This window comes from Spirosoma pomorum (genome assembly GCF_054776615.1).
Genome location: NZ_BAAHBP010000038.1, coordinates 13,165 through 28,649, shown reverse-complemented (window position 1 = coordinate 28,649; position 15,485 = coordinate 13,165). Strand labels below are relative to the sequence as shown.

Sequence of the window (15,485 nt, the reverse complement as noted above, 5' to 3'; positions counted from 1 at the left end):
AAGCCTTTTGATCACGAAGCGCTTAGTCATCATTGTCCTCCTCCTCATCGGCATATACCCGCTTGTTTTTCCCTTTACTGACTTCTTTCCCCTGAACGCAGACAACGATTTCACCCTTTACTGTTTTTTCGCCAAAATACGTAATTAGTTCGGACAACGGTCCGCGTCGGTTCTCTTCGAACATCTTTGTCAATTCACGGGATACGCTGGCCTGACGGTCTGGACCGAATAGATCGGCAAACTGTTGCAGCGTTTTCAGCAGCCGGTGGGGTGATTCGTAAAAAACCATTGTCCGCTCTTCGTCGGCGAGTTCGGCCAGGCGCGTCTGACGGCCTTTCTTGTGAGGCAGAAACCCTTCGAACGTAAACCGATCGTTCGGTAAACCGGAATTGACCAGCGCCGGAACGAAGGCCGTTGGCCCCGGCAGGCACTCAACGGGGATGTCATGTTTGATACATTCCCGAACCAGCAGAAAACCAGGGTCCGAAATACCGGGCGTGCCCGCATCTGAGACCAGTGCCAGCGTTTTACCGCTTTTGAGCTGATCAATCAGCCGTTGCACCGTTTGGTGTTCGTTGAAGATATGATAGCTGTGGAGCGGCTTGCTGATCGCCAGGTGCCGCAGGAGTACACCCGAAGTCCGGGTATCTTCGGCCAGAATCGCGTCGGCCTGCTGCAGTACCTTAATGGCCCGCAGGGTGATGTCGTCTAGATTGCCGATGGGTGTCGGTACAAGAAACAATTTCATGCTGCAAGTTAACGGTCAGTGCGGGGTTCCCCCGCCCTTTTCCGGCAAATACGTATCATTCCGGTTTTAACAGCTTGTCAATAGCCTGCGCCAGCGTCCGGTCTTTCTCCGTAACGACATTCCCCGCGTCGTGCGTCGACAACCGAATAGTCACCTGATTATACACATTCGACCACCAGGGATGATGATTCTGCTGCTCGGCCAGCAAGGCGACTCGCGTCATGAAAGCAAACGCTTCACTAAACGTCAAAAACGTGAACGACCGGGTAAGTTGATTATCCTGTTCCTGCCACATAAAAAAGGGTTCTTTCCCACTTAACCCTACCCCTGCACTGAGTGTTTATACGGACCGATAAATGCGTTGAACGCACCAATAAGCGGGTCAGTTAATAAGATATAGGCCATAAAATGACCACTCGCCAAGTGAAACCATTACATTAGCCTTCCTTAAAGATCGGTTCCCGGCATGCTGGTGACTCTTTAGCGGTTTTCATTGCATGGCTGACCCCTTATTTCACTCATTGAATACACCTCCGACTCATACCCTTGTCAGCGAACCAATGAGCGACGACGACCGTATTCGACTACTTTCGTCGGTCGTGCAAATTGGCACCTGGGAATTAAATCTTATAACCGGAGCCTTGGCCTGGTCGGACGTAAGCAGGGCTTTATTTGGGCTCTATGCCACCTCAACCGTTCCAATTACACAGGATCTATTCATGAGCGGGGTTCACCCGGACGATCGCGACCAAGTCACTCAGGCAATAGCCGCGAGTCTTCAACCGGACAACACCGCTCCATTTCAAATAGAGTACCGAGTTATTGGGCTGGATGACCAGAAACTTCGCTGGATTCGGGCCAACGGTTATACTCTTCGTAACGAACGGGGCGAAGTGGAGCGGGTCATCGGTACTGTGGTTGATGTCACACCTACTTATCAGTACAACGAAGAACTAGAGCGACGCGTCAATGAGCGTACGCAGGCCCTGCAGGAAGCCCTTCGAGCCAAAGAACAACAGGAAACGCTGGTTCAGCAAAGCAATAGATTGCTCAATCAGGTTCTTGAGAATATGCCCATCAATACGCTGGCGCTTGACGCTGTTCGTAATGAAATGGGGAATATTGTCGATTTCAAGGTTCAGTTCCTCAATAGTCTGAGTGCGGCCAGCTTGGGGGCGTCGAAAGAACAAATCATTGGTCGGTTACTTAGCGATGTATCTCCTACGTATAAGTCATCCAGACTATTTAAGCAGTATGTACAGACCGTTGAAACGGGCCAGTTGACCCGAAACGAAGTTCGCTTTGACGGTCCCCCGGACGTACGCTGGTATGACGTTTCTTCGGTTAAACAGGATGATGGTCTGTTGGTCATGTACCTGAATATTACTGATCGAAAACAGGCTGACCAGTACATTCAGCAACAGACGGATGAGCTTCAGCGTAGTAACTTCGAACTTCGGCAGAGTAACGAGAACCTTCAGCAGTTTGCGCAGGTTGCTTCGCACGATTTGCAGGAGCCATTACGTCGCATTCAGGCTTTCAGCGATATCCTACAGAACCAGTTCGAAGACAATCTATCGGACGGTGAGCGGGATATGATCCGGCGAATTCAAAAGTCGGCCGGGCGGATGCAGTTGCTCATTAAGGACCTGCTCGTTTACTCCCGGCTGGCAACGCACCGCGATCCATTCGAACCGATCAACCTCAACGACGTATTGGTGGATATTCGTAATGACCTGGAAATGGTCATTTCTGAGAAACAGGCTCGTATTCAAACAGGTCCATTACCGACGGTTATGGGGAATAATTCCCGCCTGCGACAGCTCTTTCAGAACCTGGTGGCCAACGCCCTAAAATTTCAGCAAACAGGTCAACAGCCATTCATCGACATTCAGGCCCGTCCGGCGCATCCTCAAGAGCTGCCTGAGCGACTGGCGGAGAATGAGGACGTTCATTTTTGGCTGATAACAGTTGCGGATAATGGTCTTGGTTTCGACGAGAAGTACAAAGACCGCATTTTTACGCCTTTTCAGCGCCTGCACGACGGCACTTCATACAGTGGTACTGGGATTGGCTTGGCCATTTGTTACCGGGTTGCGGAAAGCCACGGTGGCGCCATTGACGTCAGTAGCCAGCAGGACCAGGGCTCTACATTTAAAGTGTTTCTGCCGATGGAGCCTCAGGTGGTGTAAACAGGCACCGTCCGCTGAAAACAGGTTTGATACACCCGGAAGGCGCGCTCGGCAGCGCCAACTACCAGATCCGCCTGGGCTTCGCCACGAGCCTGAAGAAAGCCTAAAAACTCTTTCCACTGCTGCCCGGTATTCTTTCCGTACCCCTGATAGAAATGCGCATCCGTTAACAATGGCAGGATAGCAAGATTCTGTTGCAGCATCTGCCAGACCGATTTTCCTCCCAACATCGATCCTTCACTAACGTAAGCAGCTCCCAATAGTTCGACGGGCGACCAGTCGGCGAATAACTCCGGCATGAGTGTGGGGAGCGGTTGCTCCAGCTGCGTTAAATCAGCAACAAGCCAGGGGGTTTTCCGGCGTGCATCCAGGTTATAATCGGCAAAAAAGTCGGGAAATTTGGCGATTGCCTCCTCCAGCGCCTGGTGATAGGTCAGATGGGTACGGAGCAGATGCGTATAAGCATCAGGCAGTAACGTACCGTTGCGCAGCTCATTCAGATACAGCAGCTGTTCCGTAGCTTCATGCAACGGGCGCGTTTGTTCTCTTAACCGTTCGGGCAGGGTGCTCATCGATGATCCAGACGTAGGTTATTTTCCAACCAGAAATCATAAAGTCGCCCCAGTAAAGAGGCTGTTGCCTGGTACCCTCCTGGTTTTACGACGTACGCATTAATACCGGCCTCGTAAGCGGCCCGAATGTCATTCGGATTATCTGACGTACTAAAGGCAATAATGGGTAAGAAGCGCGTCGACTCAGTCTGGCGAGCTTGCTGAATAACTTCGAATCCGCTAATTCCAGGCATGTTCAAGTCCATCAGCACAAGCTTTGGCTGCGACCCATGCTGTTCCTGATATTTACCCTGGCTGGTCAGGTAATCGAGTGCTTCGAAACCATTATCAATAATGGTATACGAGATTGGCCGGTCTAATTTCCGCATGAGCCGACTAAAAATATCGGCGTCATTGGCGTTATCTTCTACGTATAAGACATCTGACATAGGACATTTACGCTACGGTTGGTTCTGAAAAAGCAACAAAAAAGGAAGTTCCGCGTCCCGGCTCACTATGAAACCATATCTTTCCTTCGTGCCGGTTGACGATCCGTTTTACAATGGCCATTCCAACACCAGATCCTTCAAACTGACGGGCGTTTTCCAGCCGTTTGAATAGATCAAATATCTTACTGGAATGCTTCATATCGAAGCCAATGCCATTGTCGACAATCGAGTAAACGATTTCGCCGTTCGCCCGGTGTCCTTTAACTTCAATATGAGCTTTAGGGTTTAACCGCGTATATTTAACGGCATTACCAATCAAGTTGGTAAACAGCTGGCCAATCATAACGGGGTCTCCGCTGACGACTGGAGTTTCCTGGATATCGATTGTTAATTGTCGGCCTTTCTCTGCCAACAGAAACTCATCCCGAATTCCTTCCAGCATTCCCCGCATATCGACGGCCTGTTCATTCAGTTCCGTACGACCCATGCGTGAATAGTACAGGATGTGCCGGATCAGCGAGCGCATTCGATCGGTCGAATCGATAATCTTCTGGAACAGCAGTCGAGCGTCTTCGTTAAAATTAGCTCCGTACTCCTCAACCAGGATTTCTGAATAGCAGCGAATAGACGACAACGGTGTCCGCAGATCATGCGAAACGGTATAACTAAAGGCGTCCAATTCTTCGTACGCAGCCTGCAATCGTTGGTTTAACAGGCGTATTTCATTCGCCTGCCGATTAATCACCTGCAGAATGTCTTCTCTCAGTTTAACAACCGTTGATACTTCGGCTTCACTCCAGGGCGTCGAGGTATTACGTACAGTCTCGGTCCAGGCGGCAAAGCTTTTCCGGGGACTTAATCGGTGCTGGCCGTCGTCGGTCACCGTAACGGCTTTCTCCGGATTGCCGGCCCAGGTTACTTCCTGAATCTGCTCCGGCTTGAACCAGAGCACGTACTCATCCAGGTCCGGCGACAAGGCAATTGCCAGAAGCCCCGCACCAATCTCCCGGAAGGAACTGGCAGGGGGATAGAGCGAAGGAAGGCGGTCCGTCTGGAAAAACGTTTCGGCGTTATTGGAACGTAGCCATTCGGTCAGCGCTCGAGTGGCTGGTTCGTCAGGCGTCTGGCCCAGTTTGTGAAACTGTCCGTTATACAGGACCGCCACGCCGTTCCCTTTCGTTACGTCCAGCGCCGTTACCGGATGCTTCAGTAAAGCCCGCACCACATCGCCGTCTTCCAGCAACTGCTCATGCAGGGCCTGTCCATTCTGCAGGCTCTGCAAACGAAAGGTCTGGTCTTCTTCGTCCTTTTTAAATTCCAGCGCTGCGGACAGCAACTGACTGACAAACTTGGCCGTCTGCCGAGCGGAGAAACTCACCAGCCGGGGGCTGTAGTGATGGCACGAGATCAACCCCCAGAGTTCTCCCCGGTAAAGAAGCGAGATACTCATGGATGCTTGTACCCCCATATTATTGAGGTACTCAATATGAACGGGCGAAACAGCCCGCAACACCGAATGCGTTAAATCCAGCGGTTTATCGAGTGACCAGTCGGGCAGCGAAACAATGGGCGAGGGCTGGCTTTTGGCATCGGCAATCAGCCGAACCAGATTTACTTTATACAACTCCCTCGCCTGTTTTGGAATATCGGAAGCCGGGTAATGTAGTCCCAGAAAGGGTTCCAGGTGCGGCTCCATCGCTTCAGCAACGACTTTACCATGCCAGTCGGCCCCAAATCGGTACACCATCACGCGGTCAAAACCAATGATCGTTTTAACGCGTTGGGCTGTATTCTGCAACAGATCGGTCAGGGTCCGGCTCGATTGGACTTCCGTCAGCGACTGTGCTACCAGCTGCTGGTTGGTCAATTCGTCGGTAGCGTCTCCGCTGGGCTCCCACTCAAGCAGGGTCAATTCGTTGTGCTGATGAATAATCAGGTTCCAGGCCTTATCGCCAATGATCTGCCGATACGGGTTCATCGTATCCCAGGTATTATGCCGACTGCCTACGTTCAGCAGTTCGACCAGCGAATCGGCTCCCGCATTTGTCTGCTTCAACAACGTCTGTATCGGCTTGCCCAACAGTTGGTCAGCTTCCACACCAGCTAGCTGAGCAATGTTTTTGCTAGCGTGGACAATCGTATAGTCTCCCGGTTGGATGGCTACCAAATATCCGTGCGATTGAATATGACCCAGAATGTGAATTGGTTCCCGTTCGCAGGAAATCAGATCTGCTTGACGTATATCCATTAATTAATCAATAACAGCCAGTTATAACGCCAGGCTGTAAGACGTTTGTTCTTGAGCCCAGATGGAGTAAGCTTACACTCCAACAAATGAAGGCAATAACGTTTGGCAATATACGTATTTACCGACGGATACAGAATACTGAATCCATACTTTACAAGACGACATTATCCTAACAGGTTCTTTCTCAGCCAATGTGCTTTTCGCTAGCGGAGCGTGTCTCGCTTCGACTTACCTAATGGCACCGCAACACCAAACGCACGTGGGTTTGAGGGCGCGTTTGTACGCCGACGTTTTTTATCATCCTTGGCTGGTGCAGCGGCATTGGGATTTGGGGGCGATTGCAAAAGCGTACCTGGTGCCGACGTGGGCGAATCGATTCCAGGAATCATGACTGGCTGCTGGGCCGTACGGGGTGATTCCCCTTTTGAGCGAGTTATGGAGTCGATCTGGCCGAAGCAGGTGGCAGCCGAAAGTACGAATAACGAAAAGAATAGAGAGCGCATACTCATTGAGTCAAATAGCCCACGGTTCTGTGAACTATTCAACTAAACCACCGTACGAACGGAACGGTTTAATCGACTTTACCCAAATTCTCCTTTTTCCAGCTAATCGTTAATCAGGGCTTAGGCGCCACCGAGCGACCAAATCGCGTACCGAAGAAATCGCCCTCATTCCAGACGGGTCGCTCATCAGCCTGTGCTGTCAGGTAACCAATCAGAAATTGCAACTGCACATGTTTGGCAGCTGCGTCCCAGTCGAACGCCTGGTTCATGTCGTCCTGCGGAGAGTGGTAGATGCTGGCCCGCCAATCCAGGTTTTCCTTCAGCCCGTCCATGTTGGGATCACCCGTTTCGGACCCACTTTTGATGTAGATCGCCGGAATTCCCTGCCGCACAAAACTAAAATGATCACTGCGCATAAAAACGGCCTGAGCAGGCATTGGATCAGGGGCAATCTTTACGTTCAGGAAGCCAGCCGCCATTCGGACAGCCTGCGCCATACTCGAATGTTCGACGCCATAGGGAACAATATCGAGCAAAGGATGAAAGAAGAACGGCATATCCAGGCAAAGGTTGGCTACTAACTGCCGGGCAGGAACGGTCGGATTGCTCGCAAAATAATCCGACCCGAGTAGCCCCATTTCTTCACCCGTTACGCCAACAAACAGAATTGATCGTCGGGGTGCCTGGGGCAACGCGGCAAACAGCCGGGCCGCTTCCAGATTGATGGCGACGCCCGATGCATTGTCGTGCGCGCCGTTGTAGATTGAATCTCCTTTTACCCCCGGCCCAATACCAAGATGATCCAGGTGTGACACGTACACGACGTATTCATTCTTCAGCACCGGGTCACTGCCGGGCAGCACGCCAATGATGTTCTGCCCCACCAGGTCATCGTTCAGGGTGGTCTGCGTCTTTACCCGAACGGATGCATTCAGCGGGAAAGCCTGCGGATAGCTGCGATGCGCCACAGCAACGGCTTCCTCGAAGGATTTAGCCGTTCCAACGAACAACGATCGGGCGGTCGAATCGCTCAGCAGGACAGTAGCCTGAATCTGCGGGAACGTACGCTGGGCTTTACCCTGGCGATCGACCCAGCGATACGTAGCCTGCCGGGCGCGGGGGGCCGCGGCTTCCACCCGAGCGCGCACGTCGGTGGGCAGACTAAACGAGATAACGCCGATGGCCCCGTGCGCAGCCGCCATCTCGGCTTTAGCCGAACCGTAATACGCTCGTTGGTTCGACGGAAACGTGGTTGGTGCCCCGTTGAAATAGGCAACAATCTTACCCTTAACGTCGACCTGGGCGTAATCGTCATACCCCAGTTCCGGCGCCGAAACACCGTAGCCAACAAAAACAACAGGAGCCGAGACTTCACTCCGGGTCTGGTCGAAGTTGGGATTGAGAATGTAGTTTTTGCCGTAAGTCAAAGGCAGCTCCTTACCATTACGTTCGATTGTCAGCGCACTCCCCTTAGCATCCACCTGGCCGCTACGAAGCGGTACGTTCTGCCGATACGTCCCCTGTTCCCCTGCTGGTTTGTAGCCCAGCTTTTTCAGTTCGCCTTCGACGTACTTAGCCGCTAGCTCATAGCCCCGTGTACCGGGCTTGCGCCCCTCCAGCTTATCGTCAGCCAGGTAGCGCATATGCGCTTCAATGGCCTTCGGACGCACCATTTTGGCTGCCTGTTGCGCTTCGACGGGAATGGTGGCAGTCTGTCCGAAGCCAGCAGTTATGCTTGATGCAAGCAGGGCCAGCGATAAGAAGTGAGTGGTCAAACGTTGCTGGTGAATAGACATACTAGTAAAGTTGCACAGTTGCCGGTGCCTGGCTCTGCCCGTAATCTTATAATACACTAAGTCGGTGAGCTGCTTCCTGCAACAGATCGTCGTTTTTAGCGAAACAAAAACGAAGGATTTTATAGTCGTTTTTCTGGTGGTAAAATACCGACACCGGAATTGACGCCACGCCAATTTTCCGGGTCAGCCGGACGGCCAGTTCGTAATCCGGCTCGTCGGTGATAGCGGCATACGACAGATTCTGAAAGAAACTTCCTTCCGACGGCTGAAATTGAAAGCGCGATCCCTGCAAGCCAGCCAGAAATAGATCCCGCTTACGCTGATAAAACTCCGCCAGTTGCTGGTAATGCGCTGGTTCATTCAAATAATCAGCCAGGGCGTACTGCATGGGCGTTACGGTACTGAATGTCAGGTACTGGTGCACCTTCCTGAACTCGGTTGTCAGCGCCACTGGGGCCAGGCAATAACCAATTTTCCAGCCCGTAATGTGGTACGTTTTTCCAAACGATCCGACAACGAACGTTCGTTCGCGCAGGGTTGGATGCGTCATCAGTGAGCGGTGCTGGTGCTCATCGAAATAGATGTGTTCATACACCTCGTCGCTGACGATCCAGATATCTTTGCCCCGCACCAGTTGGGCTAATTGCTCCAGGTCATCAGCGGTCCAGACGCGGCCGGTGGGGTTATGGGGCGTATTCACCAGTATAAGACGAGTACGATCCGAGATTAGTTGGCGTACCTGCTCCCAGTTAACCGCATAATCGGGTGGGGTCAGCGTAACGTACACGGGGATACCGCCATTTAATTCGATAGCGGGCACGTAACTGTCGTAGGCCGGTTCGAACACGATTACTTCGTCGCCGGGACGCACCACCGCGGTGATAGCCGCGAAGATGGCTTCGGTGGCGCCGGACGTAATGGTTATTTCAGTATTCGGATCAAAACGAACATCGTACAAAGCTTCCGTTTTATGGGCCAACGCTTCCCGCAGCGCAGGCACGCCCGTCATGGGCGCATACTGGTTAAACCCTTTACGCATGTACTGGTCGACCAGCGCCACCAGCTCGGGCGAGCAGTCGAAACCAGGAAAGCCCTGTGAGAGGTTAATAGCACCCGTTTCTGCCGCCAGCGCAGACATCACGGTAAAAATGGTGGTACCAACGTTCGGAAGTTTGGACGGCAGGAGCATGAATAACGTGTCGGATAAAATCAGTACGGGCTGCAAATATATTCGCCGATGCCCTATCTATGTACTTTTCCTGCCGTCACGCTCCGTATGCGATGAGTTGTTTTCTGACAAAGAAGCCTTTTATTGTATCGTTTTGTCCTATCCGTTCAATTCCCCCTAACGGCAATGAAATTTTTCCTTTGTACTCTGGCTTGCTGGCGGCTGCTCAGCACCTCAACTGTCTCTTTCGGCCAAAGCCGTGATACATTAGCGACCGCTGGTTCACCAGTCTCCACTACGCTAGCTTCCCCGGAGAGTACGACGTATGCAACCCAGCCGGATAATGATTTCGCCCCCGCCCTATTCGGTGGAGCAGTGATCGCGGTAACGTTAGTACTAGGTATCATTGGAGCCGGAATTGCGTTGACTTTTTTAGGTGTGCTACTCATCGCCGGACTTATTTTGTTCGGCTTATTATCGGCTTCGGTTTTGTTTGGCTTACACCGACGTTCATTTGCAAAGGGATTCCGCATTTTTGTTGTGTCAGTCTGCACAGTGGGCGGAAGCGCGGTGGGTGGCGTGGGGCTTTTCTTTGTCAGCTCATTTATGCACTGGTGGACCCCAAAAGCTTCATTTATCAGCGGTTCAGCGGGAGGGCTTCTGGCCGGTTTTCTGCTTGGTTTACTTGTCTGTTATTTTTTGCAGCGTCTAACGCATTACGTTCAGACGCGGCTTGAATTGTCTTAAAGCCCGTTACGTGGCTGGAAACCAAGTAAGCGTTGCGCGTCCCAGATCAACGAAACCCAGTGATTCATACAACTGGCGGGCTCGGGTATTGTAGCTCTCGACCTGCATCGTTACCGTCTTCAATCCTAGCTGCTGAGCATTCTGTTGAATTTGTTCCAGGGCAAACCGGCCTAGTCCTGAACGTCGATAGGCATCCCGGATGTATAATTCGTCGACCCGCGCTTCCCGGCCGCCAAATTCGAAAATGAACCCATAAGTCAGCGCCAGATAGCCCGCATCCTGCTCCTCGTGGCGAATCAGCCAAAGTGACCCGAATTGCGGATTAGCCAGAAAATCAGTGATCAAGCGTTGGTGTTTCGACGCGTCGAATGGGTATTCGAAATACTGGTAGAACTCCGTCATCAGGGGCAGTAGGCGATCTACGTCAGCCAACGTAGCGGGGTACATGAATGCGTTCATCAAGTTGTTTATTGACTCAACAGCATAACACGGAGCTCATCGAAAAGTTGGTAGATGCGGTGTCAGGTAATTTTTGTGCAATCAGTACGTATAGTTCATCAACAGGCTATTCCCAGCCTCTATGATTGTCCAGCCTGCTCACTACGCCTTATTAGTCGGTACGTTACTGCTTTCTTTATTACTAGCCTTGTCGGTTGCTCCACTCCGGCATCGGCCAGACCAACCGAACCTGTCAGGCGTATGGATAGGCGATAGCCTCGAAGCGTTGCACATCAACGACATTGCCGACTCTAACGCCCAGCATGAGTTAGCGAATAGGCAGGGGTTAGATCTGTCCTTCTCGCTACGTACTGACGGTGATCTGCTTTATTTTCGTTCCCCTTTCTCAGTTCTTCGCAAGCATGCTCCGGCTGGCTCATTGACGCAATACACCTTGAAGATCAGCCAGCAGTCAGACAGTTCAATGACACTCATCCCTCTTTCAGAAGAAGCGCTTGCCTTCTTTAGCAACAAACGCAGCCTTTTTTTCAGGAAACAGAAATTTTCGGTTGATACGACACTTCATTTCGAAAAAATCATCTTCCATACTACCGAATGTTTTGGCACCTGTTCCGTATTTCACACGGAGATTGACAGCGCCAAACAGCTACGGCAACATACCGAAATTTTGTATCGACACGCCAGGCAAGACACGACCGGCGAAGGTTATTTTACGGGTAGGATACCCGATAGTATTTACCACGAACTCGTTGCCGCCATCCAGACGAGTCATTTACGCAACCTGCAATCCGACGAGATACTATGTTGCGACGCTCCTGTTATTACTATGATTCTTTACGCTAACGGCACTCGCAAGTCATATCAATCGATGACTCCTCCGATTGTGGCTCAGCATCTGGTTCACGTTCTTTATCAAACCGCCGGAAAGAATATAGGAAAGCGTACCAAGAAACCATTCACGCTCGAAGAGTAAAGCCCCCTGCGTCTAGGTAATTCTGAGCTTAATTAGTTCACGGTTTTGGCATAATTCTTCACCCCCAAATTTTTACTATACCAATCGTCACATTAACCAGCAGGCGATAGTAAAGCAGGTAACTACTTGGTCGTAATGTATAAACTCCATGTTATCCCAAAAACTAGTCAAAACAATCGGCTCCTAGCTCGATTGCGTATGTAGGACATGTCTCAACTATCCCGGACTTATCACCCTGTACTTAGTACCCTATCTATGAAAACAGTCTTTTCTTTACTATTCAGCCTGCTTACAACGGGACTGCTTGCCCAGGAGGCACGTAACCTCAACCAGGCTATTCAATACGTCAAGCTGGCAAATACTCTGCGCGAACTGGACAAATCACCAGCGGCTGTCGACCTGCTCGAACGTGCCCTACCCGCTGTTCAGTCCAAAAATCTGTACTGGACAGCCATTACCAACGAATTACTGGGCTTATGTTACAAAGACCAGAAAGACAGCGCCCAGGCCTTGAATCACCTCCGCCAGGCCCGCAGCCAGTATGCCCAACTCAAATACGTGGCCAGTGCCTGGGCCGTTAACGAAATTATCCGGGACATGTCGGGGAAAAACCTTTACGCCGGGGTACAGATCGGCCCAACGGAAATTAAGGTAGCCATCCTAAAAACGGATTACGAGACCGATTTCTACGAGAAAGACATTCAGCGAACGTTTGTGATCCCCAACTCGCTGTTGGTAGCTGACGCATCGTCCTCATTCAAATCTGGGCAGACAGCGTTGCGAACCAGCCTGGACTCTATTTTGCAATACAACATCCCGACTGAGCGGATTTTCATTGCTTTTACCAGCGACGTTGACAAGAGCCTGAATCCAGCCGAGAAGAAACGGCTTTTCAACGAGCTAGTCCAGTCGCTGCCCAACAAAGCCTTAACCATTGATACCACGCTAACCGATAAGCGGGAGGCCGAACTGTTCACCATCGGTGCTATTCCCCGCAAGGTATGGCCTAGTACGTCTTCTTTATCGCTCGGCAACACCAGCACTATTGGTGGTTATTTTGATACGAAACAGGCATTTCACGGGATCAATGTCCCTATTGGCCTGCAAACGCTGACGGCACGAATTGATCCGAAAGGCACGTTGCGCCCTGACGCGTTCAAACGGGAAGCGCAACAACTTATTCAAACGTTGGTTGACTCAGCCATGAGTCCGCAGCTTAGCGCCAATAAAGAAGGGCTAAGCAAGCGGAATACGATTGGTCTGAGTGGCGGCATTCCGCAGGCCCTGGTAACTTACCTGCACCCTGACCGTACGGGCACTAAGGCGGTACCCATCACGATGCAGGATGTTGACCAGTTTAAGCAACTGGCCCTCAATCATTACCAGCGTCTGATCCGGCCTGATCTGGGCTCGATTACGGACCCCACCCAACGTAATGAAGCCGAAATGGCCCTGGGAAGTGTGCAGAGTCAGCTTACTGAAAAACAGATCATTGCCGGAGCGCTTTGGCTGGAGGCCGTCATGAAAGCTTACAATAAGATGGCTACGCCTACCCGCTTTGTCTTCATCAAGAACGCCGATATTGGCTGGGTAGCGGGTAAGTTCCTGGAAACCATCAACGGCGAATATGAATCGACCATCGCTAAAGGTGCTTTGTATACCCGTTAGATTAGCCGATACATTGCATTTCAGCGGTGATATAACAGCGCCGATGGCATTCAGTCGTCGGCGCTGTTGGTTTGTAGCGTCACTTGTCGACGACGCAACAGAAATAAATCGACCTAACCAAGGCGAAAAATTGACAAGTTTTAAAATAGGTCTAGGGCAATACGACCGTTGCTAAATATTCTTACGTATCTGCTGTGCTACTCAGAATAGGTCTGCCGAATCGTACATAATGTATCGATCGTTGTGACAGCCGTTTGCCTCAAGCAGTCTTATACAGCCATTGCATAAAAGGAGCGTGGCTGTTGCACAACTCGGCTTGTCTTACGAGTTTTCCCTTGTCTGATTGGGAAAATAGGAATACCTATTTATCTACCATAGAAATTAGTTTAAAAAGAGCACAGTAGAGCTACTAAAAGTGTCCTGATAATAACCCCACTCCACTTTCAGCGCTACTGCCTGGCTGACAGTGGACTTGGTCGTGAACTTCATGAACTTCTTCAGGTTGAAGGCAACGGCTGCCATCAGCATCACTTTGTGAGCCCCTGCCTTACCGCGTACATTCACTTTCCGTAGACCCTGATACTCCACCAAACTTCCTAAAACCGGTTCTACAGTCATGCTCCGGAGTCGCTTCATACGTTTGCCCCGTCGACTTTGCTGGCGATCGCCGGCTCGCCGGTAAGCCGCATCATAAGCCGTTCGAGTAATCTGTCGACACTGACTCTTGGGAACACAGGTGGGTTTGAGCGGACATTGTTTACAATCCTGATAAGCAGCTCGGTAAATCTTTTGTAAGCCCCCGTCTGCATTCGTGTCAAAGGTTTTGAAAGACAGTGGTTTACCTGCTGGACAAGTGAACTGATCATTCTCTGAGTCATAAGGAAACCCCTCAATTTGCGGCTTATACTTACCAAACACGGGAATCCAACCTGTCAACTGGTGTTGTTCTAGGAAGGCGTAGTTGCTGCCGTTCGAGTAACCAGTGTCAGCTATTATTTCTTGTAAGTGCAGTTCATTAGCTTCCAATCGTTGCTGTAGTTTCAGGGTAATGCCAGGTAAGCACTGACTATCTCGACTGTCTGCAAAATCGGCTTGTACATGGCTGATGACTCCTTCTGCGGTATCGACTGCCAGACTGCAATGGTAGTTGAGTTTACGAGCTTTGCCAGGCTTCACGGAAATGCGTGCATCGGGATCGGTAGGACTGTAATGCGTTTTGTTGCTCAGTAACTGTGCCTTTTCATTACTTGCCCCTGGGGTGTTGGGTACACTCTTCAAGTTCTGCTGGTGCTTGGACAACCGCCTTAGCTGATGATCGGTAGCAGTAATAACTGGCGCAGCTTGACGGTTGCCAAGTGCCGGCACTGAGGTTACTGGTTCAGGCTGACTGTCCACCGGCTGAACCAGTTTAGGGCCAGGTCTATCAGGCTGTTTTTCCAGCAGCCTTTCCATTGAGGCATTAGCTTTGACTGGAGCAGAATCGATAGCTACTCGACGACCGGCTACCATATTGCTGGCCACACAAAGAGTAAATACCTTATCAAAAACTAGCTCAAAGAGCGCTTCCGGGTAAAGTTGTCGGGTGCGGCTTAAGGTGGAGTGCCATGGTAATGGCTCATCCAGGTTATAACCTAGGAAGTAGAGTATATCCATTCGCATAGAGCAATGCTCCACCAGTTTGCGATCGGAAGTAATATTTTCTAAGTAAGCAACGAGCATAAACTTAAAGAAGACCACCGGATCGATGGACGGATGGCCTGTCGAACCGTATAGCTCTTTGGTATGCTCGTAGAGGAAGGAAAAATCGAGCGTTTCCTTCAGCCGCCGATAGAAGTTGTGCTTGGGCACATGGCTGGAAAGCTGGAACGAGATGACAGCTCTTTCTTGGTCGTGTTTTCTGCCTTGCATAGCTGAAGATACAAAAACTCAGCATAGCAGAAGTTTTATACCACAAGCCCAGTTGTGCAACGGCCACGAGCGTTT

General features: G+C 50.9%; 14 protein-coding genes. 4 read left to right on the top strand and 10 right to left on the bottom strand.

Going from position 1 to position 15,485, the window contains the following annotated elements; translation table 11 throughout:
* Positions 1-22 precede the first annotated feature (22 nt).
* Complete coding sequence (gene rsmI / locus ACYVAD_RS23520) at positions 23-748, bottom strand: 16S rRNA (cytidine(1402)-2'-O)-methyltransferase (RefSeq protein WP_461141999.1); 726 nt, start codon at positions 746-748, stop codon at positions 23-25.
* 55 nt (positions 749-803) lie between these two features.
* Complete coding sequence (locus tag ACYVAD_RS23515) at positions 804-1,043, bottom strand: 4a-hydroxytetrahydrobiopterin dehydratase (protein ID WP_461141998.1); 240 nt, start codon at positions 1,041-1,043, stop codon at positions 804-806.
* Between the two features lie 265 nt (positions 1,044-1,308).
* Here ACYVAD_RS23515 and ACYVAD_RS23510 point away from each other — a divergent pair, with 265 nt between their 5' ends.
* On the top strand, positions 1,309-2,940 hold the full coding sequence (locus tag ACYVAD_RS23510; protein ID WP_461141997.1) for a sensor histidine kinase: 1,632 nt from the start codon (positions 1,309-1,311) through the stop codon (positions 2,938-2,940).
* Here ACYVAD_RS23510 and ACYVAD_RS23505 read toward each other — a convergent pair.
* The 6 genes from ACYVAD_RS23505 to ACYVAD_RS23480 form a co-directional block, all read right to left on the bottom strand.
* Entirely contained in the window at positions 2,928-3,512 is a 585-nt protein-coding gene (locus ACYVAD_RS23505; protein WP_461141996.1) for a biliverdin-producing heme oxygenase, read from the bottom strand. The two genes, ACYVAD_RS23510 and ACYVAD_RS23505, sit on opposite strands and share 13 nt — an antisense overlap.
* The gene (locus tag ACYVAD_RS23500; protein WP_461141995.1) at positions 3,509-3,940 is read right to left on the bottom strand and encodes a response regulator; all 432 of its coding nucleotides are present in this window, start codon (positions 3,938-3,940) and stop codon (positions 3,509-3,511) included. The genes ACYVAD_RS23505 and ACYVAD_RS23500 overlap by 4 nt, the downstream gene beginning before the upstream one ends.
* A gap of 7 nt (positions 3,941-3,947) precedes the next feature.
* Complete coding sequence (locus tag ACYVAD_RS23495; RefSeq protein WP_461141994.1) at positions 3,948-6,188, bottom strand: ATP-binding protein; 2,241 nt, start codon at positions 6,186-6,188, stop codon at positions 3,948-3,950.
* Positions 6,189-6,391: 203 nt separating this feature from the next.
* The gene (locus ACYVAD_RS23490; RefSeq protein WP_461141993.1) at positions 6,392-6,691 is read right to left on the bottom strand and encodes a hypothetical protein; all 300 of its coding nucleotides are present in this window, start codon (positions 6,689-6,691) and stop codon (positions 6,392-6,394) included.
* A 113-nt stretch (positions 6,692-6,804) separates the two neighbouring features.
* Positions 6,805-8,466 (bottom strand): M28 family metallopeptidase, encoded by a 1,662-nt coding sequence (locus tag ACYVAD_RS23485; protein ID WP_461141992.1) that lies wholly within the window; start codon positions 8,464-8,466, stop codon positions 6,805-6,807.
* 67 nt (positions 8,467-8,533) lie between these two features.
* On the bottom strand, positions 8,534-9,676 hold the full coding sequence (locus tag ACYVAD_RS23480) for a pyridoxal phosphate-dependent aminotransferase (protein ID WP_461141991.1): 1,143 nt from the start codon (positions 9,674-9,676) through the stop codon (positions 8,534-8,536).
* A gap of 165 nt (positions 9,677-9,841) precedes the next feature.
* Between ACYVAD_RS23480 and ACYVAD_RS23475 the strand changes: the two genes are divergently transcribed.
* Positions 9,842-10,402: a hypothetical protein gene (locus tag ACYVAD_RS23475; RefSeq protein ID WP_461141990.1), complete on the top strand. Its 561-nt coding sequence runs from the start codon at positions 9,842-9,844 to the stop codon at positions 10,400-10,402.
* Positions 10,403-10,408: 6 nt separating this feature from the next.
* Here ACYVAD_RS23475 and ACYVAD_RS23470 read toward each other — a convergent pair whose 3' ends face one another.
* Positions 10,409-10,861 (bottom strand): GNAT family N-acetyltransferase, encoded by a 453-nt coding sequence (locus ACYVAD_RS23470; RefSeq protein ID WP_461141989.1) that lies wholly within the window; start codon positions 10,859-10,861, stop codon positions 10,409-10,411.
* A gap of 121 nt (positions 10,862-10,982) precedes the next feature.
* On the opposite strand from ACYVAD_RS23470, the gene ACYVAD_RS23465 reads away from it, so the two are divergent.
* Together ACYVAD_RS23465 and ACYVAD_RS23460 are read left to right on the top strand one after the other, a co-directional pair.
* Entirely contained in the window at positions 10,983-11,834 is an 852-nt protein-coding gene (locus tag ACYVAD_RS23465; RefSeq protein ID WP_461141988.1) for a DUF6438 domain-containing protein, read from the top strand.
* A 255-nt stretch (positions 11,835-12,089) separates the two neighbouring features.
* Positions 12,090-13,502 (top strand): tetratricopeptide repeat protein, encoded by a 1,413-nt coding sequence (locus ACYVAD_RS23460; protein ID WP_461141987.1) that lies wholly within the window; start codon positions 12,090-12,092, stop codon positions 13,500-13,502.
* 381 nt (positions 13,503-13,883) lie between these two features.
* On the opposite strand, the gene ACYVAD_RS23455 is transcribed toward ACYVAD_RS23460, so the two are convergent.
* Positions 13,884-15,410, bottom strand: a complete 1,527-nt coding sequence (locus tag ACYVAD_RS23455; RefSeq protein ID WP_461141986.1) for an IS1182 family transposase — start codon at positions 15,408-15,410, stop codon at positions 13,884-13,886.
* Positions 15,411-15,485 lie beyond the last annotated feature (75 nt).

What these genes read in the sequence shown, in the direction of transcription:
- rsmI (WP_461141999.1), bottom strand. Translation starts at nt 748, where the DNA reads ATGAAATTGTTTCTTGTACCGACACCCATCGGCAATCTAGACGACATC.
- ACYVAD_RS23515 (WP_461141998.1), bottom strand. Translation starts at nt 1,043, where the DNA reads ATGTGGCAGGAACAGGATAATCAACTTACCCGGTCGTTCACGTTTTTG.
- ACYVAD_RS23510 (WP_461141997.1), top strand. Translation starts at nt 1,309, where the DNA reads ATGAGCGACGACGACCGTATTCGACTACTTTCGTCGGTCGTGCAAATT.
- ACYVAD_RS23505 (WP_461141996.1), bottom strand. Translation starts at nt 3,512, where the DNA reads ATGAGCACCCTGCCCGAACGGTTAAGAGAACAAACGCGCCCGTTGCAT.
- ACYVAD_RS23500 (WP_461141995.1), bottom strand. Translation starts at nt 3,940, where the DNA reads ATGTCAGATGTCTTATACGTAGAAGATAACGCCAATGACGCCGATATT.
- ACYVAD_RS23495 (WP_461141994.1), bottom strand. Translation starts at nt 6,188, where the DNA reads ATGGATATACGTCAAGCAGATCTGATTTCCTGCGAACGGGAACCAATT.
- ACYVAD_RS23490 (WP_461141993.1), bottom strand. Translation starts at nt 6,691, where the DNA reads ATGCGCTCTCTATTCTTTTCGTTATTCGTACTTTCGGCTGCCACCTGC.
- ACYVAD_RS23480 (WP_461141991.1), bottom strand. Translation starts at nt 9,676, where the DNA reads ATGCTCCTGCCGTCCAAACTTCCGAACGTTGGTACCACCATTTTTACC.
- ACYVAD_RS23475 (WP_461141990.1), top strand. Translation starts at nt 9,842, where the DNA reads ATGAAATTTTTCCTTTGTACTCTGGCTTGCTGGCGGCTGCTCAGCACC.
- ACYVAD_RS23470 (WP_461141989.1), bottom strand. Translation starts at nt 10,861, where the DNA reads ATGAACGCATTCATGTACCCCGCTACGTTGGCTGACGTAGATCGCCTA.
- ACYVAD_RS23465 (WP_461141988.1), top strand. Translation starts at nt 10,983, where the DNA reads ATGATTGTCCAGCCTGCTCACTACGCCTTATTAGTCGGTACGTTACTG.
- ACYVAD_RS23460 (WP_461141987.1), top strand. Translation starts at nt 12,090, where the DNA reads ATGAAAACAGTCTTTTCTTTACTATTCAGCCTGCTTACAACGGGACTG.
- ACYVAD_RS23455 (WP_461141986.1), bottom strand. Translation starts at nt 15,410, where the DNA reads ATGCAAGGCAGAAAACACGACCAAGAAAGAGCTGTCATCTCGTTCCAG.